At 48.0% G+C, this 21,180-nt stretch carries 20 protein-coding genes and 1 pseudogene; 7 read left to right on the forward strand and 14 right to left on the reverse strand.

Annotated features, from left to right (window positions below; translation table 11 throughout):
- Positions 1-21: 21 nt before the first annotated feature.
- From prfA to Q0Z70_RS03950, 12 genes are all read right to left on the reverse strand, one after another.
- Entirely contained in the window at positions 22-1,134 is a 1,113-nt protein-coding gene (gene prfA, locus Q0Z70_RS03895; RefSeq protein ID WP_298072818.1) for a peptide chain release factor 1, read from the reverse strand.
- Complete coding sequence (locus tag Q0Z70_RS03900; RefSeq protein WP_298072819.1) at positions 1,135-1,338, reverse strand: hypothetical protein; 204 nt, start codon at positions 1,336-1,338, stop codon at positions 1,135-1,137. It abuts the gene before it with no gap.
- Positions 1,339-1,424: 86 nt separating this feature from the next.
- The gene (locus tag Q0Z70_RS03905) at positions 1,425-1,703 is read right to left on the reverse strand and encodes a hypothetical protein (protein ID WP_298072820.1); all 279 of its coding nucleotides are present in this window, start codon (positions 1,701-1,703) and stop codon (positions 1,425-1,427) included.
- A gap of 138 nt (positions 1,704-1,841) precedes the next feature.
- Positions 1,842-3,011, reverse strand: coding sequence for an AIR synthase-related protein (locus tag Q0Z70_RS03910; RefSeq protein WP_298072821.1), 1,170 nt, complete (start codon positions 3,009-3,011; stop codon positions 1,842-1,844).
- Between the two features lie 235 nt (positions 3,012-3,246).
- Positions 3,247-3,831: a LemA family protein gene (locus Q0Z70_RS03915; RefSeq protein WP_298072822.1), complete on the reverse strand. Its 585-nt coding sequence runs from the start codon at positions 3,829-3,831 to the stop codon at positions 3,247-3,249.
- Between the two features lie 53 nt (positions 3,832-3,884).
- The gene (locus tag Q0Z70_RS03920; RefSeq protein WP_298072823.1) at positions 3,885-4,787 is read right to left on the reverse strand and encodes a YgcG family protein; all 903 of its coding nucleotides are present in this window, start codon (positions 4,785-4,787) and stop codon (positions 3,885-3,887) included.
- Positions 4,788-4,811: 24 nt separating this feature from the next.
- A complete protein-coding gene (locus tag Q0Z70_RS03925; RefSeq protein WP_298072824.1) occupies positions 4,812-5,780 on the reverse strand; it encodes an alpha/beta hydrolase in 969 nt (322 codons plus the stop codon).
- A gap of 11 nt (positions 5,781-5,791) precedes the next feature.
- Entirely contained in the window at positions 5,792-6,538 is a 747-nt protein-coding gene (locus tag Q0Z70_RS03930; RefSeq protein WP_298072825.1) for a shikimate dehydrogenase, read from the reverse strand.
- Positions 6,539-6,553: 15 nt separating this feature from the next.
- Positions 6,554-7,291 (reverse strand): bifunctional demethylmenaquinone methyltransferase/2-methoxy-6-polyprenyl-1,4-benzoquinol methylase UbiE, encoded by a 738-nt coding sequence (ubiE, locus tag Q0Z70_RS03935; RefSeq protein ID WP_298072826.1) that lies wholly within the window; start codon positions 7,289-7,291, stop codon positions 6,554-6,556.
- Positions 7,292-7,597: 306 nt separating this feature from the next.
- The gene (locus Q0Z70_RS03940; RefSeq protein WP_298072827.1) at positions 7,598-8,578 is read right to left on the reverse strand and encodes a dihydroorotate dehydrogenase-like protein; all 981 of its coding nucleotides are present in this window, start codon (positions 8,576-8,578) and stop codon (positions 7,598-7,600) included.
- An 18-nt stretch (positions 8,579-8,596) separates the two neighbouring features.
- Positions 8,597-9,262, reverse strand: coding sequence for a YggS family pyridoxal phosphate-dependent enzyme (locus Q0Z70_RS03945; RefSeq protein ID WP_298072828.1), 666 nt, complete (start codon positions 9,260-9,262; stop codon positions 8,597-8,599).
- A gap of 15 nt (positions 9,263-9,277) precedes the next feature.
- Positions 9,278-9,742 carry a DUF4494 domain-containing protein gene (locus Q0Z70_RS03950; protein ID WP_298072829.1) on the reverse strand — a complete coding sequence of 155 codons (465 nt, stop codon included), beginning with the start codon at positions 9,740-9,742 and terminating at the stop codon, positions 9,278-9,280.
- 378 nt (positions 9,743-10,120) lie between these two features.
- On the opposite strand from Q0Z70_RS03950, the gene Q0Z70_RS03955 reads away from it, so the two are divergent.
- Positions 10,121-10,684 (forward strand): DUF4840 domain-containing protein, encoded by a 564-nt coding sequence (locus tag Q0Z70_RS03955; protein ID WP_298072830.1) that lies wholly within the window; start codon positions 10,121-10,123, stop codon positions 10,682-10,684.
- A gap of 135 nt (positions 10,685-10,819) precedes the next feature.
- Here the strand turns inward: Q0Z70_RS03955 and Q0Z70_RS03960 are convergent, their stop codons facing one another.
- A complete protein-coding gene (locus Q0Z70_RS03960; protein ID WP_298072831.1) occupies positions 10,820-12,340 on the reverse strand; it encodes a VapE domain-containing protein in 1,521 nt (506 codons plus the stop codon).
- Positions 12,341-12,991: 651 nt separating this feature from the next.
- Between Q0Z70_RS03960 and Q0Z70_RS03965 the strand changes: the two genes are divergently transcribed.
- The 6 genes and pseudogenes from Q0Z70_RS03965 to Q0Z70_RS03990 all read left to right on the forward strand — a co-directional run.
- The gene (locus tag Q0Z70_RS03965; protein ID WP_298072832.1) at positions 12,992-13,231 is read left to right on the forward strand and encodes a hypothetical protein; all 240 of its coding nucleotides are present in this window, start codon (positions 12,992-12,994) and stop codon (positions 13,229-13,231) included.
- A gap of 214 nt (positions 13,232-13,445) precedes the next feature.
- Entirely contained in the window at positions 13,446-16,049 is a 2,604-nt protein-coding gene (locus tag Q0Z70_RS03970) for a DEAD/DEAH box helicase family protein (protein ID WP_298072833.1), read from the forward strand.
- Positions 16,050-16,078: 29 nt separating this feature from the next.
- Complete coding sequence (locus Q0Z70_RS03975) at positions 16,079-18,127, forward strand: site-specific DNA-methyltransferase (RefSeq protein ID WP_298072834.1); 2,049 nt, start codon at positions 16,079-16,081, stop codon at positions 18,125-18,127.
- Positions 18,128-18,264: 137 nt separating this feature from the next.
- Complete coding sequence (locus tag Q0Z70_RS03980) at positions 18,265-18,546, forward strand: HNH endonuclease (protein WP_298072835.1); 282 nt, start codon at positions 18,265-18,267, stop codon at positions 18,544-18,546.
- 160 nt (positions 18,547-18,706) lie between these two features.
- Entirely contained in the window at positions 18,707-19,888 is a 1,182-nt protein-coding gene (locus Q0Z70_RS03985; protein WP_298072836.1) for a Fic family protein, read from the forward strand.
- A 104-nt stretch (positions 19,889-19,992) separates the two neighbouring features.
- Positions 19,993-20,173, forward strand: a pseudogene (locus Q0Z70_RS03990) (transposase); the annotation flags it as partial.
- Positions 20,174-20,252: 79 nt separating this feature from the next.
- Here the strand turns inward: Q0Z70_RS03990 and Q0Z70_RS03995 are convergent.
- Complete coding sequence (locus Q0Z70_RS03995; RefSeq protein WP_298072837.1) at positions 20,253-21,143, reverse strand: DUF368 domain-containing protein; 891 nt, start codon at positions 21,141-21,143, stop codon at positions 20,253-20,255.
- Between the last annotated feature and the right edge of the window lie 37 nt (positions 21,144-21,180).

Consider the following 21,180-nt stretch of genomic DNA (forward strand, 5'->3'; position numbering starts at 1 on the left):
ATCTTCTGTTTTTAAATGGTGTTACAATTCGCTTTCCTTTAGCCGTTCTGCATTCTCGGCCACGATGAGGTGGTCGATGCAATCCTGTATGTCGCCGTCCATGAAGGCAGCCAGGTTGTAGACGGTATAGTTGATGCGGTGGTCGGTGATGCGTCCTTGCGGATAGTTGTAGGTACGTATCTTGGCCGAACGGTCGCCTGTGGAGACCATCGTCTTGCGTTTGGAGGCGATGTCGTCGATATACTTCTGATGCTCCTTGTCGTAGATGAAGGTGCGCAGGCGCGAGAGGGCACGCTCCTTGTTCTTGGGCTGGTCGCGTGTCTCGGTACACTCGATGAGAATTTCTTCTACTACGCCTGTTAACGGGTTCTTCCAGTTGTAGCGCAGGCGCACGCCCGACTCTACTTTGTTCACGTTCTGACCGCCTGCACCGCCGCTTCGGAAAGTATCCCATTTGATTTCGCCTTCATTGATCACCACGTCGAACTCCTCGGCTTCGGGCAGTACGGCTACCGAGGCGGCCGAGGTATGCACACGGCCTTGTGTTTCCGTAGTAGGTACTCGCTGGACGCGGTGCACGCCCGACTCATATTTCAGCGTGCCATACACATTCTCGCCCGTAACGAAGCAGATGATTTCCTTGAAGCCGCCGACGGCCCCTTCGTTGGCGCTGGATACTTCGAGCTTCCAGCCCTTGATGTCACAATATTTGGAGTACATGCGGAAGAGGTCGCCGGCAAAGAGGGCCGCTTCGTCGCCGCCCGTGCCGCCACGTATCTCGAGGATGGCGTTGCGGCTGTCCTGCGGGTCGGCCGGAACAAGCAGCAATTTGATGTGCTCCTCCAGTTCGGGCAGGCGGACTTGGCAGGTGTCGAGTTCCTCGCGGGCCATATCGCGCATCTCGGCATCGCTTTCGTTGGCGATGATGTCCTTGGCCTCGTCAATCCCGTTCAGCACCTGTATGTATTCCTTGCGGGTATTCATCAGATCGCTCAGTTCCTTGTATTCTTTCGTGAGCTTGACGTACCGCTTCTGGTCGGCAATGACTGCCGGATCGGTAATCAATGTCGACACTTCCTCAAAGCGGGCCACAAGGCTGTCTAACTTTTCCAGTATAGTGTTGTTTTCTGCCATTTATTTCGTATTACTTTCAGATAAATCTTCGTTATAGACTTCTTTCAACAGCTTGCGTGCTGAAACTTCAAGAGTTCCTCCGGCATAATTCCCTTCCACAACGTTTTCGTTGCGTAAAGCCTTTTCACGCAGGAGTATGTAGCGTGAGCGCTTCAGTCCTTCGCGCAACTTTTGCCTGAATTCGGTTCTTTCATTCTCTGACATATTGTTTCACTTTTAAATAGGTATTCGGCACCATTACATCCGCCTATTATATACAGAGTCTTTTCCGTCATAATCAGTTTTAATGTTTACCACAGCCTCCCTTCCAGCCACCACGCCAGCAATGCAGCCAGCAGGAAAAAGCCGGCAACAAGCCAGCTCCACGTCCGGCGCGAGAAGCGGTTCTTCACCCGCTGCTCCTCGTTGCTGAAATACTGACTACCTATGTAGGATCCGATGAGAGCCGGCAACAGGTAGCAAACGTACTTCAGGAATGGAATATCCCACTGGTAAGCCGCAAAGAGGATAACTCCACAGACGGCCAGCATGCCGATGCCTGTCAGGCAACCTTGATGTTCTCGTTTCATAAACAACTTCTTGTTACTTTCTTTATTCCTTTTTCTTCCGGCGGGTGGTATTGCTCCGGTAATATTGTCTCCAAGCCAGTGCACACACGACAATCAGAACGATGACTACATAGCCCATAGCACACAAGTCCGTTTCGATCAGTACTTGAACTCCCCGAACTCCGAGCGGATAATCAGCTCGCGCTTGTCGCTCTCTTCGATGTGGCCGATGACCTGTGCGTCGATGTTGAACGACTTGGAGATGGCGATGACCTCTTCGGCATGTTCGGGTGAGAGGTAGACTTCCAGACGGTGTCCCATGTTGAATACTTTGTACATTTCGGCCCAGTCCGTGTCGCTTTGTTCCTTGATAGTACGGAACAAGGGAGGTACGGGGAAAAGGTTGTCCTTAATGACGCGGCAGTTATCTCCCACGAAATGCAACACTTTGGTCTGTGCGCCGCCCGAACAATGCACCATACCATGAATTTCGGGGCGCAGGGCGTCGAGCAGCTTCTTGACAACCGGAGCGTAGGTACGGGTAGGCGAGAGGACGAGCTTGCCTGCATCCAGCGGACTGCCCTCTACGGCATCAGTCAGTTTCAGCTTGCCGCTGTACACCAGTTCGTCGGGCACGGCCTTGTCGTAGCTTTCGGGATATTTCTTGGCCAGATACTTGGCAAATACATCGTGGCGGGCCGAAGTCAGTCCGTTGCTGCCCATGCCGCCATTGTATTCCTTCTCGTATGTGGCTTGTCCGTAACTGGCGAGGCCCACGATGACATCTCCCGGACGGATGTTGGCGTTGTTGATGATGTCGCTTCGCTTCATGCGGCAGGTCACGGTAGAGTCGACGATGATGGTGCGCACCAGGTCGCCCACGTCAGCCGTTTCGCCGCCCGTAGCATATACACCCACACCCATTTCACGCAATTCGGCTAGCAGTTCGTCCGTACCGTTGATGATGGCGGAGATGACCTCGCCCGGCACAAGCAGCTTATTGCGTCCGATGGTAGAAGATACCAGAATGTTGTCAGTGGCTCCCACGCAGAGCAAGTCATCAATGTTCATAATGAGCGCATCCTGCGCAATGCCTTTCCACACCGAGAGGTCGCCTGTTTCTTTCCAGTACAGGTAAGCCAAGCTCGATTTGGTGCCTGCACCGTCAGCGTGCATGATGTTGCAATACTCAGGGTCGCCGCCCAGGATGTCGGGGATAACTTTGCAGAAGGCTTGCGGGAAGATACCTTTATCAATGTTCTTGATAGCGTTATGAACGTCTTCTTTCGATGCGCTTACGCCGCGCATCATGTATCGTTGATTGCTCATGAGTAGATAAGTTTTTGTTCTATTGAATATGCAAAAGTAGCAATTATTCAGCAGATAGCCTACTCTAATGGAAGGCATTTTCTTGATATTCTGCCTGCTGCTCCCTGTCGCATGGGAGATGAAGCCGTTTTCTTGCGGTAAAAACAATCGTTTTCTTGTACAAAAACGGCCGTTCCCGCAGATGGAAACGACCGTTTTTAATGTAGGAAACGCCGGCTGGCGTTATAGGATGTGCTTAGAACTGCACCTGCGGTGCTTGCTCGGCACCCTCGGCCGCTTCGAAGTAGGCGTGCTTATCGAAGCCGAACAGGCCGGCAAGGATGTTCTTGGGGAAACGGCGGATGGCGGTATTGTAGGCTTTGGCTGCGTCGTTGAAGTTCTTGCGGGCCACGTTGATGCGGTTTTCCGTGCCTTCGAGCTGGGCTTGTAACTCCAAGAAGTTCTGGTTAGCTTTCAGGTCAGGGTAGTTTTCAGTGATGGCCAGCAACTTGCCTAAGGCGGTGGCTAACTGTCCCTGTGCCTTTTGATATTCGGCAAGCTTTTCTTGTGTCAGATCCGTAGGGCTTACTTTGATTTGAGTGGCCTGGCTGCGGGCGGCGATAACGCCCTCCAGCGTCTCCTTTTCGTGGGCAGCATAGCCCTTGACGGTGTTTACCAAGTTGGGGATAAGGTCGGCTCGGCGCTGGTATTGCGTTTCCACGTTGGCCCATTGGTTGCTGACGTTCTCGTCCATGCTGACGAGATTGTTGTAGCCGCTGGTGGCCCAGATAGCGATGACGGCCACTACGGCCACAATGACGATGATAGTTACTTTTTTCATGTTCCTTTTGTTGTTATTTGGGGTTGATAATTGTTTTATGGGTGAGGCAAGGATTAAAAGCGGGAGCCTGCTCCGCCTCCTCCGCCCATGCCGCCGCCGAAGCTGCCTCCATTAAAGCCTCCTCCTCCGCCAAAGCTTCCTCCGCCGAAGATGACGGGGCCTCCTCCGCGTCCGCGATAGTTCTCGTCGTAGGACTGCTGGCGGCGTACCACCTGATGTCCACAATTTCGGCAGGTGTAGGTTACGTCTTCCGTTCTGATGCCATTACGGCGTGCCACGAGGTAGCTGGAACTGCGTTGCAGCTTGTGCTTGCCGCATTTAGGACACTTGGAGGCATGGCGCATGGCCAGTATGCCCAATATGCCGCCCACTGCCAGTATGCCAAGGAGAGCCAAGAAGATACTGCCCACGCTGTCGTCTTCGCTGTTGGCTGGCGCGTCGTTTCCCATCGAACCGTCTAAGTTGGCGCAGGTGGCGCGGATGCCGGCCACCATGCCTTCGCTCCATCGGTTGTTCTTCAGATAGGGTATCATGTAGCGTGTCTGGATGCGCTTGCAGATAGCGTCGGGCAAGAGACCTTCCAATCCATAGCCGGTATAGAACTGGATGCACCGCTGGTCGGTGACGAGCAGGATGACCAGGCCGTTGTCCTTCCCTTTCTGTCCCACACCCCATGAGTTGAGCAGTTGGTGGCAGAAGTCGAAGCAGTCTGCTTCGCCAATGGTGGGTACTACGGCCACTACGGTTTGAATACCTGTCTGCTGTTCCAAAGCGTAAAGCATGCGGTCGATGCTGTCGCAGGCTGCCATATCGAGTATGTTTTCGGGGTCACATACATAGCGGGTTTTGTCTAACAGGTGTACTTTCGGCAAATTTTCAGGGGTATAAACAGCTTGTGCCCATGTAGTTAAACTCAGCAGGTGACAGAACAGAATAGAAAGTATAATTTGTTTCATGAAGATGTGTGTGTATTCGTTCTTTTAGTGAATATATGTTCCAACAAACTCGCTGACTTTGCGGGTATAGGCTTCTGGGTTTTCTTTGTAAGCTGCGGCATGTTCGGCTCCGGGCACAATCCAAAGTTCTTTTGGGGTTGGTTTGGCTTCGTACAATGGATATACCATCCACGTGGGTACGAAGGTATCGGCATCTCCATGAATGAAGAGCATGGGCAGGGTGCATTTCTTTACTTGCTTCAATGGAGACGCTTCTTGAAAACTCCAACCGTATTCCATGTGACACAGCATACTGGCTATATAGAGTAGCGGGAAAGAGGGTAGTCCATACTGATTTTTTAGTTCGCCTTTAAATTCGTCCCAGGCACTGGTATAACCGCAATCTTCTACGAAGCATTTGATAAAGGGTTGTTGGTATATTCCCTGTTGAACTTCGCCCGACACACACATTGTTGTGGCTGCTCCCATTGAAATGCCATGTACTACCATCTCTGTGTTGCCTCCAAAAAGATGGTTGGCTTCTTCTGTCCAGCGAAGTACGTCGAATCGGTCTTTCCAACCCATTTGTACTTCAGTACCACCACTTAGTCCGTGCCCATAGAGGTCAGGCAATAAGATGTTGTATCCCAATTGCCGATTGTATAGATAGCCTATCATCATCATTCGGATGGAATTGTCTGTATATCCGTGTACAATGACTGCCGTATGGGTAGTTGAATCGGCTGCCGGTACATAAAGGGCATGTAGAGGAATACCTTCATCATTTTCGATATAGAGTTCGTGCAGAGCTTCAGCTGTTTGTAGACTGTCTATCCAATGCCCCACTTCAGGATAAGTTTGCCGTATATATTCCAACGAACTTTCAATGTTACGACTGCGGCTGACCAGCTCTTTAGGTTTCAAGGCATGTCCTACCATGTAGTATCCGGCACATAATAGCAGAGTCGCTAAGGCTATGACAGCTATCAGGCTGTATTTGATGGTTTTTCTCATTCTTTATTCTGCTATTTATTCCATATTTCCCATGATGCAAAAGCTTGGAGCAGGAGCATTTCCAATCCGTTTTTTACGGTGGCTTCCTGTTCTATGCCTTTCTTCATAAAAAGCGTTTCGCTGGGATTGTACAATAGGTCGTAGAGCAGATGTCTCGATGTCAGTTGGTTATAAGGAATGTCAGGACAAAAATCCACGTTGGGATACATGCCTAACGGAGTCGTATTCACGATGACAGTATATTCCTGCATAATTTCGGGTGTCAGTTCTCCGTAGGTTAATATATCATTCCTTTTTTTACTGCGTGATACGAAAGTAGATTGAATACCCAGATTGGCCAATCCGTGAAACACAGCTTTGGAAGCTCCTCCTGTTCCTAAAATAAGAGCTTTTGTGTGATGGGGTAGTAATAAAGGTTTGATGGAACGTGTAAACCCGATAATATCAGAATTGTAGCCTACCAGTTTCACTTTCCCTTTAGCTTGAGGGATTATTTTAATGACGTTTACGGCGCCTATTTTGGCTGTATCCTTATCTAACTCATCCAAGTAAGGGATGACTTGTTCTTTGTAAGGGATGGTGACGTTGAGACCACGAAGATTTGGATTTTCTTCGATAACTTCCATGACGTCTTCGATACGTGGTATTTCGAAGTTCACATATTCAGCATTAATATTCTCAGACTGAAATTTTTCGTTGAAGTATCCGATGGAGAATGAATGTTTCAGCGGATAACCGATTAAACCGTATTTGTCCATAATTGAAAGATAGATCTATTTGGTTGCTACATAAAGGGTACAGATACCGAAAGTTAATCGCTGGAAACGTACCCGGTTGAAACCAGCGTTGAGTATAGCCTGCTGCATCACCTCTCCCTGTGGAAAAGCGCGAATGCTTTCTGGCAGATAGGTGTAGGCACTGGTGTCCTTGGATAGCAGTTTGCCGATGAGCGGCATTACTGCTTTAGAGTAAAGGATGAATAGTTGCTTCATAGGGAAGTAGTCGGGTATAGATAACTCAAGGATAATCAGATGTCCGTTGGGGCGAAGTACGCGACACATTTCGCCGAGTGCAATATCCGTATGTTCGAAGTTGCGTACACCGAAAGCTACAGTCACTGCGTCGAACGTAGCATCGGCAAAAGACAGAGCGGTGCAATCTTCACGGACGAAAGATATTTTGTCCGTTAGACCTGCCTGCTGTACTTTTTCACGGCCCACTTCCATCATGCCTTCCGAAATGTCGGCACCGATAAGCGACTGCGGTTGCAGTTCGCGGCAAGCCAGAATGGCGAAGTCACCGGTACCGGTAGCTATGTCTAATATTTGTTGGGGATGATAAGGACGGAGTGTATGGATTGCTTTTCTACGCCAACTGCGGTCAATACCCATTGAGAGGGTATGGTTCAATTGGTCATAGGTCGGGGCGATGCGGTTGAACATGCGCTCTACCTGGACAGCTTTTGTATCTTCTTTGCCGTATGGTTTGATATATTCCTGAGGATAATCCATAAAAATAGGTATATTCTTGCACAAAGTTAAGAAAATAAGTAGTTCAGTGTGTAACTTGTGGCAAAATTCCCAATAGATTGTTATCTTCTATTTCGATTGCTACTATTCATTTTAATGGACAGTAGTGATGAATGATAAGTGGAAAATGTTTAAAATCACTCTTGGAGAACTGTTTTTTGTGCGAAGTAGTCCAGTATGCTGGAACTATACGATATAAGAAAAACCAAAAAAAGCAAGGACTGTATCACGAAGAAGAATATTCTTCGATTGTGATACAGTTCTTTGCCGTTATATTTTCGGAATCGCTTATTCGTGCGAAGCAAAATATTTCAGGAATTGTGTGCGTTCAAAGGTATTCACACCCTTTACGTCGCATACGTTCATTTTACCCTTGAACTGGGCGATGCTTCCCATGCCCTTGCTTGCCATCCAGTTAGCCACAAATTTGTTGTATTCGTTGATGACGGCAGATGATTCTTTGTAAAGAACACTGCATATTTCTACGGCGGAAGCTCCTGCCAGAATGGCTTTTACAATGCCTTCAGCCGAGTGAATGCCGCCTGAAATAGCATAATCTATCTTGCTGACAGCCGCCGAGGCAATGCCTGTCCAGCGAAGTGAGTTGGAGAGGTCGGCCTCATTGCTGAATACGTCACCTGCAATCTGCGTCATATTGTCGATATTGATGTCCGGCTGATAGAAGCGGTTGAACAGTACGACGGCCGCAGCTCCGTTGGCATAAAGCTGGTCAATGAGAGCCACAGGGTTGGTCAGGTTGTTGCCCAGTTTCATGATGACGGGGATTTTGACCGTTTTCTTGATGTGACGAAGGATGTCGATGTGGCGTTGCTCAAAGCTGCCATAGGTGTATTGTACATCCGTTTGCAAAGCTAAAATATTGATTTCCAGCGCATCGGCTCCGGATTCTTCAATCTGCTTGGCGAAGTCGGCCCATACGTCATCTTTATAGCAGTTGATACTGGCGATAACGGGGATGTCGCACACCTTCTTGCTTTCACGTATCAGGTTGAGATATTCGCCTAATTTGTGGTGGAGGATATAGACGGATAGTTTGTCTGCTGCTTCGGGTGACATGGAAGGATCGTCGTGCTGATAGACTTCCATCATGATCTGCTCTTCGAAGAGAGACTTCAGTACGATAGCTCCTGCTCCTGCTTCGCAGAGTCTTTGATTTTTGGCTGCACTGTCTGTCAGACCTGAACTGCTGACGATAATGGGATTTCTTAAGGAAAGCCCGGCAAAAGTTGTTTGTAACGTTGTTGCCATGATGTTTTATTTTTTAAATTAATAAATTCGTTCTCCGAAAATGCTGCTTCCTACACGTACCAGTGTGCTCCCTTCAGTAATGGCTTCGTGGTAGTCGTGTGACATGCCCATTGAAAGTTCGCGGAAAGTTTCTTCATCGGCAAACCATGTAGACTTTACTTCACGGAAGAAGTCGCTTAAAGATCGGAATTCCTTCTTGATTTGTTCGGTATTGTCCGTGTTGGTGGCCATGCCCATAAGTCCGCATAGGCGGATGTACTGAAACTGACGCCATTGGCCTTCGGCCAGCATCTGGCGACATTCGTCGAAGCTGAAGCCGAATTTGGTCTCTTCGCAGGCGATGTGTAATTGTAGCAGGCAATTCACCCTGCGGCCCGCTTTGGCAGCCTGCCTGTCCACTTCGGTCAGGAGTTTGAAAGAGTCGATGCTGTGGATGAGCGAAACATAAGGTACGATGTATTTCACCTTGTTGGTCTGTAGGTGACCGATGAAGTGCCATTCGATATCTTTTGGAAGACTTTCATGCTTGGCAGTCATTTCCTGTACCTTACTTTCGCCGAAGATACGTTGTCCTGCCCGGTAAGCTTTTTCGATGGCCTCGTTCGGGTGAAACTTCGATACGGCTACCAACCGTACCCCTTCGGGCAGTTCGTTCCGTATTTCTTTGATGCGTTCTCCAATCATCTCTTTTTCGTATCTTTACACTTCCGGCTTATTGTCGGGCTCGACACTGTAAGGATATACATCCATGATAGGTGTTTCGGTTACAGAGGCTATCTGATAGTCGGCCATGGTGCCTTTCATCCCTTCATCCAGTTTCTTTACGGCATCACGCAAATCGGCAGCTTGTACCAATACTTGAGTAGATGTTTTTTTCTCCGCACCGCTCTTTTCATCGAGTGTGATAAAAAGAAGTTTGCACTTGAACCAGCGGTCGGCAGCTTCTTCGTCGCAGGGGAAAAGTTCGCTATAGTTGGCACGTTTGATGTCGGCTACCGTGAATTCCCCGCTGATGAAAGGAGTAATCTCTTCGATGATGCGTGCTTCGGCTTCGGTAAAGCTGAGTGCATCTACCAGATAAGGCTCCGTAACCTTCTTGTTCATGCCGTTTTCCATTGTTTTTTCATATCGAACTTTACATTCGAACCATGTATGCATTGCCATAATTTTCAGTCTTTTAGTTTTCTATTGATAAGAATATGTCTATTAATTCCCCACAAAGATAAAACTTTTCAAACAAAGAATACAAGAGAAGGTTTAAGATTTACGCACATTCGGATGCGAAATGCTTGCAAAACTCATCCATCATACAGAAAATGTCCATAACTTTGTCCTCGGTAATCATCGTTTCTATTCTTGTAAGCTGTTGTAAGTCACCTGTAAAGATGCAAGATATTTGCGGGTTAACAACTTTTATGAGACTTTTCTTATTCCGAATGGGTGCGTTAATTAATCATAAATGCTACATTTGCGACATTAATAGAGCTTTGTTAAAAAGTTGTGCTGATTAAGAGTAGATACATAAATGTTAATTAAAGTAATATGAAAACAAAGAGTTTATTTGGAATAATGATATTATTCCTGCTTACATTCACCTTTATCGGTTGTAATAAAGAGGAAGAGAAATTTTCTAAAGAAATAATACAACAAACTCTATTTGACATGAAAGGTACTTATCATGGCACTGTTCATGTTGTGAGTTCAAATGGTTACGACAAGACATTACAAAATGCATTAGCAGTTTCGCGTGACTCTCTGAAGTTTAATATGCCATTACAGCCGTTATCGGAGTTGATTTCAGACGAAACTCTTTCAGAACGTTTGCGTGATATAAGCGAAGTGACTGTTGTAGCCGGATATGACATTACACAGCTTGATTATAGTGTTGTTAATTTCGGGTTATATCCCAAAGATGTCACTATATTAGGTGGATTGGGCGCACCTCCTACAGTCAGAATCGTATTTGCTAAAAACTATGGCGGTGATGCCGAACCCAAAAGAAACTCTATAATCTTCAATATGTCCCCTACGGAATTATGGATGGGTGACAATAAATATGAAAATTTGCCTAAGATAACATATCATTTCGAAGGTGTATATGAATAGTGCGAACAATAAGTAAATGCTTATAGTTTATATAATCCTGCTCATCTGTCATGCTGAACAGCGTGAAGCATCTCTGTTATGAGAAAGAGATCCTTCACTTCGTTCAGGATGACATTACATAATGATTATGCCTTTTCATTTTGGCACACTCCCATCATCCGACGCTTTCACCCAGTACCCGTTGCCGTACCGCGTATGCACCCTTCTTCCCATCTGCGCCAGCAGGTGACTGAACGCCGTGCACGAACAGCCCCTTAACGCTGCCGGGTTCTTCTTCTTCAAGGCGGCGTAGATGTCTGCCGCAGACATCAGATGCGCACCCTCCTCACTTGCTTCGGCAAACTCGAAGCAGCTGCCAATGAGTTCCTCGGCGGGCTTCACGCGGTAGAACGGACGGTTCGCCGCCTGGATTTCCGCCTCCTCCGCCTTGCTGAACCAGCAGCGTCCGCCGTTATTCAGCTCGTGCAGGAGCTGGGCGTACAGTTGGGCATGGTCGAGGGGAGTCGTACAGTCGATGGCCCGCTCCACTTCCACACAGATAAAACGTCGGCTGCCCGACAGGTCGGTCAGCAGGTCACGGCGGTTGCTCGTGCCGATGAACGAGGCGATTCTTGGCAAAGCCTCCGCCGAACGGCGGTAGGCACGGCGCACGCGCAGGTCTTCCATCTGCATCAGGTTCTTCAGCTGCGGCAGGCGGGAGGCAGGCAGGCGGTCGAACTCGTCGAGGTTGATCAAACCGTAGGACGCCAACTTGTTTTCCGCCGATGAGGCGTTGGTCAGGTCGAAGCTCTCGGTGAAATAGTCGCGCAACTCTTGGGGGAGCAGCATCCGGCAGAAGGTGGACTTGCCCAATCCCTGCGTGGTGCTGATGAGGAGCGGGGCCACACTGTTGGCACGACGGCCCCGGTCGCCCGTGCCTGTCCACTGGGCGGTGACGGCCAGCATCCAGCGGTGGAAGGAACGTATCCAAACCCCGTTGCCGGAGACCCGCTTTGCCAGGTCTTCCACCCGGTCCTTGCCGTCCCATTCAGGCAGGTGCTTGAAGTACAGGTCGAACGGATGGTAAGCCCTTACGTGGTCGGATTCCACGTATCGCTTCACGTCCCTGTCCCAGCAATCCACTCCGTCCTCCATAGCACCGAGGGCGATGCCGTTCAGGACACGGCTATCCACGGGCGTATAAAGAAGGCGGTGCGAATCGTCCGCAGCCTCCGTGTCGAGGCGGGCGCACTCCGTGCGCTCCGTCAGCAGGTTGTAGCGGAAGGCGTAGTGCAGCTTCAGGTAGCGGGTCAGGCGCTGCATGATCCGGCGTTGCCTGGAGTCCTTCCGGTCGACGGCCTCTTCAGCTTGCTCCTTGTCTTTGTCTTTCAACGTATCCGTCTCCGGTTCGGCCTCTTCCTGCTCTATCCATTCCGTCACCTCGTTCCGCCCGTTCAGGCTGAAGATGCGCTTGTCGGGGCGGGGTGTCTGGGGCGTCCAGGTCAGTTGGACGGTGAACTCGCCGTCGCCCGTGACGAGGAAGACTTCGCCGCCCGGCAGGCGGCCGCAGTATTCGTTGAGGTTCGACAGAAGTTCCCTGTAGGAGTTGGCGGGAGCCGGCAGGGGCGCTTCCCGGCGGGAAGTGAACAGATCTCTTAGCTGGTAAATCAGGTTCATAAGCGGATGCGGTTGGTTCTTATTTTTTCCTGTAAAGATACAACATTTTAAGGCCTTTGTCAAGTCCTCCGGCTGCGTCCGGGGCTGCCTTTAGCGTCTTTTATATCTTTCACCGGAAACAGGGGATGTGCCCCGGTGAAGTTTCACCGGAACGGGCTGACTGTAAGCGGGTTGCGGTGAAAGCAGGAAACAAGCCGTTCGGGGCATCGCACACAAATGTTCTGCGGTATTCCCATTCTCCGTGAAAGAACTTTCACGCCTTCACCCCATCTTTCACACTATCTCGCTCGTTGACAGGCGTTTGCCGGCCCGTGAAACCGTGAAGGCGGAAAACGGGAAACTTTTTTTCTTGCCGCCTTGCCCGCCTTGCCCGCCTGCTTCAGCGGAATCATGTGATGCGGAAGGTCGTATTTTCTGAAGGGAAACATAGAGTTCCGGGCAAAAGCGGGACAGTTTCGGGAGGGAACCGGGCCGCCTTTTTCCGGGTTCCCATGCAGTGCTTCATGAGAAGGTAACGAAGCACTTCGTCAGGGTGCCATGCAATGCTTTGTCCGAGTGTCAGGAAGTGCTTTGTCGGCAGGCATGAAAGCACGTCGTTGGCGTGCGCCTGCCGGCTTCTTCACGGACAGAACATGGTGAAATATTGTTAGTTTGATGCGTAATGTTGACAGCTACAGAAGTTTGCCATTTCAAAATGGCTACGACATTGTTTTAACAGGAGCTTATCCCGGACTCACATTAAATAATATTTCGATAAAATATGATAGCGTTTACTTTGATATATCAAAAGATGTGCATATTTTTGTGCATAATTGTGAATTGTGTAACAAACAAAACACTGTAAATAATTTTAAAGAGGAAAAAGAAAGAGATATTGACATATTAAAATAAGGCGTTAGCATTTATTCTGTGATTCTGAAACTTCGACACTTTCAAAAAATCACTCTACGGAATAAAGTTGATGCTCACGTGTTATACACGTGGGCTTTATTCCATATATTGAGTGATAGGTAGTCGAAGACCTCAGAATCAGTATCGGAAATAGTCCACGTTTTTTGTATCTGTACTTATCGGGATAAATGCTATCGCGCAATAAATCCCGACCATGAACACTAATCCATTCCAAATTCTTACGCCGCAGGAGCGATGGCGACCGGAAAACGCCGACAGTGCCACAGCCCCACTTGTAGAGAAAATCCGTGTGGCGGTTGCCGAATGGCGCAAAGCGGGTTATCCGCACACGAGCGAAACATCGTTGGCATTGCTTCGCTTTTGGTTCGACACGCCGCATCCCGATAATTTCCGATTCTTTTTCTCGCAGCGGGAAGCCATTGAGAGCATCATCTATCTTTACGAGGCTGCCGAAGCCCGCGACAAATACCAACTGATTGCACAATTCGATTCGAGCGGCGAACTTACGCCCGATGCCTTTGATGAGAACTGGACGCGGTATGTAGTGAAAATGGCGACGGGTGCGGGAAAGACGAAAGTCGCCGCGTTGGTTATCGTATGGTCTTATTTCCATAAGTTGTACGAACCCGACAGCATCCTGTCAAAAAATTTCCTGTTTATCGCTCCGAATATCATTGTCTTTAATCGGCTGCTCAAAGATTTCGAGGGTCTGCGAATGTTCTTTGACGAACCGTTCCTGCCCGACGATGACTATTGCGACCGCTATTGGCGTAGCGATTTTCAGCCGACACTTCATTTGCAGGACGATGTTCATGGCATATCCGAATCGGGCAACATATTTCTAACGAATATACACCGCGTCTATGTGTCAGACCCTGCAAGGTTGTCGGTCGAGGAAACCTTTTTAGGCATCAAGCCAAAACCCGACGCAGATACCGCCAGCGGAATAGATTTGGGCAAGTTGCTCCGCAGCGGTCAGATAAAGGATTTAGTTGTCGTGAATGATGAGGCGCACCACATCCACGATGAGGACTTGCAATGGCACAAGTGTATCAGCGACATACACAACCGCCTCAAATTGAGATACGGCAACGGGCTTTCTTTGCAGGCGGATTTCACGGCAACCCCGAAACATGCCAATGGCGCAATCTTCGTGCAGACGATATGCGACTATCCGCTGGTCGAGGCTATTCGGCAGCAGGTTGTCAAGTCACCGACCCTGCCCGATGAGGCTTCACGCCTGAAATTGGAGACACAGGATAGTGTCGAATTTGTGGAGCGTTATCGCAGTTTTATCGAGCTGGGTGTGGTGGAGTGGAAAAAGCAATACGACGCCCTCAACGGCGTAAAGAAACCCGTGCTGTTCATAATGACGACCAACACAAGGGAGGCGGATGCCGTAGCCGATTTCCTGCAACGCGAATATACTTTCCTCAACAATGCCGTACTGACGATTCACACCAACAAGAACGGCGATGTGGTCGATTCGGGCAAAAGGGATAAAGAGGAATTGATGATGCTCCGCACGGCTGCCGATGAGATAGACAGGGACACTTCACGATACAAGGTCATCGTTTCGGTGTTGATGCTCCGCGAGGGCTGGGATGTGCGGAATGTTACGACGATTGTCGGTTTGCGACCGTTCAAGGCGAAATCGAATATCCTGCCCGAACAGACCATAGGGCGCGGTCTGCGCAAGATGTTCGACCTCAACACGCCCGAAGAATTGGTGGTTATCGGCACACGGGAGTTTTTGGAGTTTGTAGAAACACTCAAAGATGAGGGTGTAGAGTTTGAATATGCACCTATGGGCGCAGATACACAGGTAAAGGGTAATATCAGCGTGTCGATCGATAAAGATAAAGATGCCGATGCACTCGATATTCGGATTCCGCAGATGCGCCCAAAGATAATCCGTGAACAAAAGAACCTCGCAGAGTTGAACGTCGCAGATTTTGAGAGCGAACAGGCTCCGTTTAGGCACTATTCCGACGATGAGATAAAAGAGATTGTATATCGAGATATAGAGGGCAAAATCACGCATACGACAATTTTCAGCCATAGCCATACTCCCGACTATCGCAATGTACTGACGGCTATTACGCATTCGATTCTGCGCGAAGCCCGCCTGCTGAACGGACACCATATTCTCTATCCGAAAGTCGAAAGTTTCATTAAGTATCGGCTATGGGGCAGGGAGGTCGTTTTGTCTGATCCGCAGACGCTCCGCAATCTGTCTGAGGCAACGGCTATCCGCATTGTTTACGAAACATTCAAAAAGGCTATCTCCCGTCTCACTATCGTAGAACGTACAGATATGACAAATCGCGGCTATGCCTCTGTTGCAAAGAGCCGTCCGATTGTCGTCAAGCACCAACCCTATATAGCCGCGCCAAAAAAATCGCTCTTTGACAAGGTTATCGGGGACAGCGAATACGAATTGCAGTTTGCGGCGGCAATGGAAAAATGGGGAGATGTGGTAGCCTATGCAAAGAATACGGAAACAGGTGTGGGTTTCAGCATCGAATATCAGAACTCGGAGGGGCGGATAGCTGCCTACTACACCGATTTTTTAGTCCGATGCAGCAACGGTCGATGCTATGCCGTCGAACTGAAAGGCGTTGAGGATGAAGATGTCCGATTGAAGCGGGAACGGTTGCGACAATGGTGTGTAGATGTAAATAGGGTACAAGAGCAGCAATGGTCGTCGCTCTATATTCTGCAAAAAGAATGGGATAAGTACCGCGACAAACTGCGGACTTTTGCCGATGTCGTAGAACTGTTTGAAGTAAAATAATTTATGTAAGATTAAACGATTATACCATTATGGCTGATATTAGAAAAAACGAGATGATAGAACTTATCCGACAGGGTAAGAAGTTGGACAAGTCGATGATATACGACCTTTTTGCGGGGGACGATGAGGAAGTGTTCCTGTTTTGGAATGGACGCAACGAGCAGGTGACGAATGTTGCGCTGCCGTTTCACAGCATCGAACAAATCGACGAACCGCGAGCCGAACACAATGCGGAACTTGCGATATTCGATACCCGGGGACGCCAACTCAAAGGCTGGACGAACAAACTGATATGGGGCGACAACAAATTGGTCGTCTCCTCGTTGCTGAACGGTCCGATGCGCCGTGCGATAGAGGCTGTCGGCGGAATGAAACTGGTTTATATCGACCCGCCGTTTGCCGTCGGATCGGACTTCGGCTTCGATATTGCCATAGGCAATGACAGCGTAACCAAGAAACAGAGCGTTATCGAAGAAATTGCCTATCGGGACACGTGGGGACGGGGTATTTCCTCTTACTTGTCAATGATGTACGAGCGCTTGCGCCTGATTCACGACTTGTTAGCAGATGACGGCTCAATCTATGTGCATTGTGACTGGCGGGTTTCAAGTGTTTTGCGGTTAATGTTGGATGATGTCTTCGGAAAAGGTAATTTTAGAAATGAAATAGTATGGTGCTACACAGGCCCTCAAAGGTCAAGAAATTGTTTCCCTAAAAAGCACGATTCTATACTATTTTACTCAAAATCCATAGAATCAATATTTAATCCTCAACGGGTTAAGCATAAATCGGGACTCCATGGAGTCGGAGGATTCGGATTTAAGGGTTCAGATACAGCAAATACAGTACTGAAGGAATTAGAAGAGAAAGGGAAATTATTAGAAGATTGGTGGCCTGATATTTCAACAGTTGGTCGTCTAATAAATGAATTTGAGGGTTATCCAACACAAAAACCTGAAGCCCTGTTAGAGCGCATTATCAAGGCATCGAGCAACGAGGGCGATTTGGTCGGCGATTTCTTTTGCGGAAGCGGCACAACTGCTGCCGTCGCCGAAAAACTCAACCGCAAATGGATTGCTTGCGACTTGGGACGTTTTGCCATACATACTACTCGCAAACGACTTATCGGCGTACAGCGCGAACGCTGCAAGGCGGGTCAGGACTATCGCGCATTCGAGGTGCTGAACCTCGGCAAATACGAACGGCAGTTCTTTATGGATGATATGTGTAGGTCTATTGGAAATATCCGTAATGAAGAGCAATATATCAATCTGATTCTCGAAGCCTACAAGGCGAAACGCATCGACAACACACCCCTGTTGCATGGCGTGAAGGGCGACCGCTTCGTGCATATCGGTGCGTTGGATATGCCCGTAACGCAAACCCGCCTTGACGACCTGTTCGAGGAATGCCGCAAGCAAATGGTGACGGCGGTCGATGTGCTCGGCTTCGAGTTCGAAATGGGACTTACCCCGCAATATATCCAGAAATTAAAGGAGCAGGGTGTCGATTTCAGGCTGAAATATATCCCGCGCGATGTGTTCGACCGTCGGGCCGTAGAACGGAACCAGGTGCATTTTTACGATGTCGCCTATCTCAATGCACAATGCAAGGTCGTCGGTCGCCGGCTGACCGTAAGCCTGTCGGATTTCGTTTCCAACTACACGCAGGACGATTTGGACGACGTCGAGGTCAAGGCAGGGAAGTCGCGTATCGTTATCGACGGCGGCATGATTATCAAAAAAGAAGTCAGCAAAGAGGGCATCTTGAGCGAACAGATATTGACGGAGAATTGGCACGACTGGGTCGATTACTGGGCTATCGACTACAACTACGAGGACAAGCGCGAAATTATCTGCACTACGGACAAGGAGACGGGCGAGGTACATGAGAAGTGGACGGGCAACTACATCTTTGAGAACGAATGGCAGAGTTTCCGCACGAAGCAGTCGCCGACGCTCGAACTGACCGCTCCGTCGCACCAGTACGACCGTCCGGGCCGTTATAAAATCATGGTGAAAGTCGTGGATATTCTCGGCATTGATACCAGCAAAGTGATAGAAATCGTAATACCGTAAAGCAATGAACAAACAGGAAGAGAAAATGTGGGTGATAGTGACGGATTGTACTGTTCGTGGGATTATATCAACCGTTTATGGATAATATCTAAAATGTTTTTAGTATATTTGCTGTATAATAACAAAACCTGTTTATTATGATAAGAAATGCCTGGACAGATGAGGAAATGATTTCAACTAATGGGATTTGTCTTTCTCCTTTGTATGACAAAGCCTTTGATAAGGGTTATATTGGCATACGGCCGGATGATTATACGGTAATAATATCAAAAGAGTTGAAAAATTATAAAAAACACCTTTCTTATCAAAATTGCTTTGCGCCAATTGAAGATAAGCCAATTATGCTTCCAAACAAACATAACCCCAACCCTGAATTTTTAGCATATCATATTGAGCACATATTTGTAAAACATAATTAGTTAATAATCATTTGCGCCAAATAAGGGTTGTTGCGATGATAAGTTGTTATTAGCGATGCAGATAAACAATGGTCTTGTCAAGATTGTTGAGAAGGCAGAAGATAGGGTTATGTTATACCATAATTGATTCTTAATTTAATTAGTCGCAATGGAGTAGCGTATGAATGAAGATAGAAAAACAATAACCGATTTTGACGAGTATATCCGCCAGGGAGAGCCGGAGAAAAGGGAAAAGGCGTATATCTGGCAGACTGCCATAGGTCTGCAGGCTGTTGATGGGCTTACGACTTCTGATTACCTCAATGAAACAGCCAAAAGGCACATTGAGGGAGAAATCGACATTGATGAAGTTCGTGAACTCATAAAGACTTATTACCGGTCAAAGTCCAACCGGGAGCCTGATGATGATGAGAAACGAGAGGCTGACGGGGTATCAGCGAATATATCCAAAATCCTGTCAAATCGTACACTGGATTTCAGTACCCAGGGATACATTGCGCTACATCGCCGAATCTTTGCCGGCATATTCAAGCATGCAGGCAGAGTTCGTGACTACAATATCACGAAAAAAGAGTGGGTGCTGGAGAATGAAACGGTAAACTATCTGAATTGGGAGGATTTGCGCAGGGCATTGGACTATGACATTGAACAGGAGCGCAATTTCAGCTATAAAGGCATTACCGCCGATGCCATGATTTCCCACATTACCCGTTTCGTATCGGGTCTTTGGCAGATTCATGCGTTTGGGGAAGGAAATACCCGCACGACGGCGGTATTCACGATTCAGTATCTCCGCTCCATTGGATTCGACATCACCAACGATATGTTTGCAAAACACTCGTGGTACTTTCGAAATGCACTGGTGCGCGCAAACTACAAGAACGCTTTGAAAGGCATAGACTATACTCCTATTTATTTGGAGCGATTCTTCCGCAATCTGCTGTTGGGTGAAAAATGGGATTTGCGCAATCGTTATCTGCATATAAACCCGACGGAAGAATGGAAAGTTCAACCGAATCTTGCTGACAGGACAAGTGCAGGACAAGCGCAGGACAAGTGCGCGGCAATTGATGATACACTGCAGGACAAGCTGCATACAAACAACCCGAATATTGAAAAATTGGTGCGAATGCTTGGTGAACAGCAAATGTCTGTAAAACAGATAATGGAAGCACTTGGATTGAAAGGGCGCGATAACTTCCTTAATCTCTACTTGAAGCCATCCATATCTAAAGGCTATGTACGTTTGCTGTACCCTGACTCACCGCGCCATTCACGCCAGAAATATCTTCTGACAGTCAAAGGGCTGGCACTTTATCTGGAAATAATTGGCAAACAATAATATCATTAATCATGAGGAAGCAAGATACGTTTCAAAATGGCTACTGTTGATGATGGCTTTGCCAACTTTGTACCGATAATCACGCAAAGTATTCGCACAATATCGAGAACCTTTTTGACAGGGGCATACATCTTGTACACGGGCTGAGGGCAAACATGAAGAACAGGCTCATGTCCATGTGGAGAAATCATGCTAAGGAAGAGGTGCATCATAGAGTGTATCGACGACCTGCTGAAGAACAAGGCCGACATCGTACATTCAAGGCACAGATTAATACACAATTTCGGCCTGATATGCAAAAGGGAGGATATATCTAATAATGCCTTGCTATGTATTAAATGTGACGGGGTTAGCTCTCCTTGTTCTATTGATCTGTCTTATTGGATAGCTTTTCAAGGAAGCAGACCATAAGGAAGCCTACTACCATCAATGCGATTGCTTCGCCAATGTAGGCATTGGGCAGGATGTTGGTTTCGATAGGCATGCCATGTGTGTTGTCGGCTATTTCTTTCCATGGCCATACTTTGTTGAGTGAACCCAGCATGAAGCCCGTCAGGATGGCTAAGGTGATGTTACGGAAATGCTTCAAGGCAAACGATAACAAACGCGAGAAACTGATGATGCCAATGACTGCACCTGCTGCAAAGATAGCCAATGTCGTGATATTGAGTGTTTTTACCGCTTCCATGATATAGAAATATTTACCTAACAATACAAGAATGAAACTCCCTGAAATACCCGGAAGAATCATGGCACAGATAGCGACAGCACCACATAGGAAGATGAACAGCGGATGGGTCGACGTCTCTGCGGGAGTAGCAACGGTTATGTAGTAAGCTATCATGGCACCGATGATAAATCCGATAACTGTTTTCCAATTCCACCTCTTGATGTCTTTTCCTACAAACCAGGTAGAAGCCAGTACCAGGCCGAAGAAAAATGCCCAAACCAATATGGGGTGGGTAGTGAGTAGCCAAGTTATGGCTTTTGCGAGCGAAAAGATACTGATGCCAATTCCAAACCAAAGTGAGAGTAGAAAATTCCCATTGATTTTCTTCCAAAACGATTCCCATTTTCCCGTGAGAAACAGGCGGATGCTTTCCATGTTAATGCTCTTGATCGTTTCTATCAGTTCATCGTAGATGCCTACAATGAAGGCAATGGTACCGCCCGAAACACCGGGTACGACATCGGCGGCTCCCATGCCCATGCCTTTCAGTGCGATAAGTGCGTAGTCTTTCAGTTTTCTTTTCATAATGCTCGTACTCTCTTTTTTATAGAGTTTTTTATAT

This window comes from uncultured Bacteroides sp. (genome assembly GCF_947632445.1).
Classification (GTDB): Bacteria; Bacteroidota; Bacteroidia; order Bacteroidales; family Bacteroidaceae; genus Bacteroides.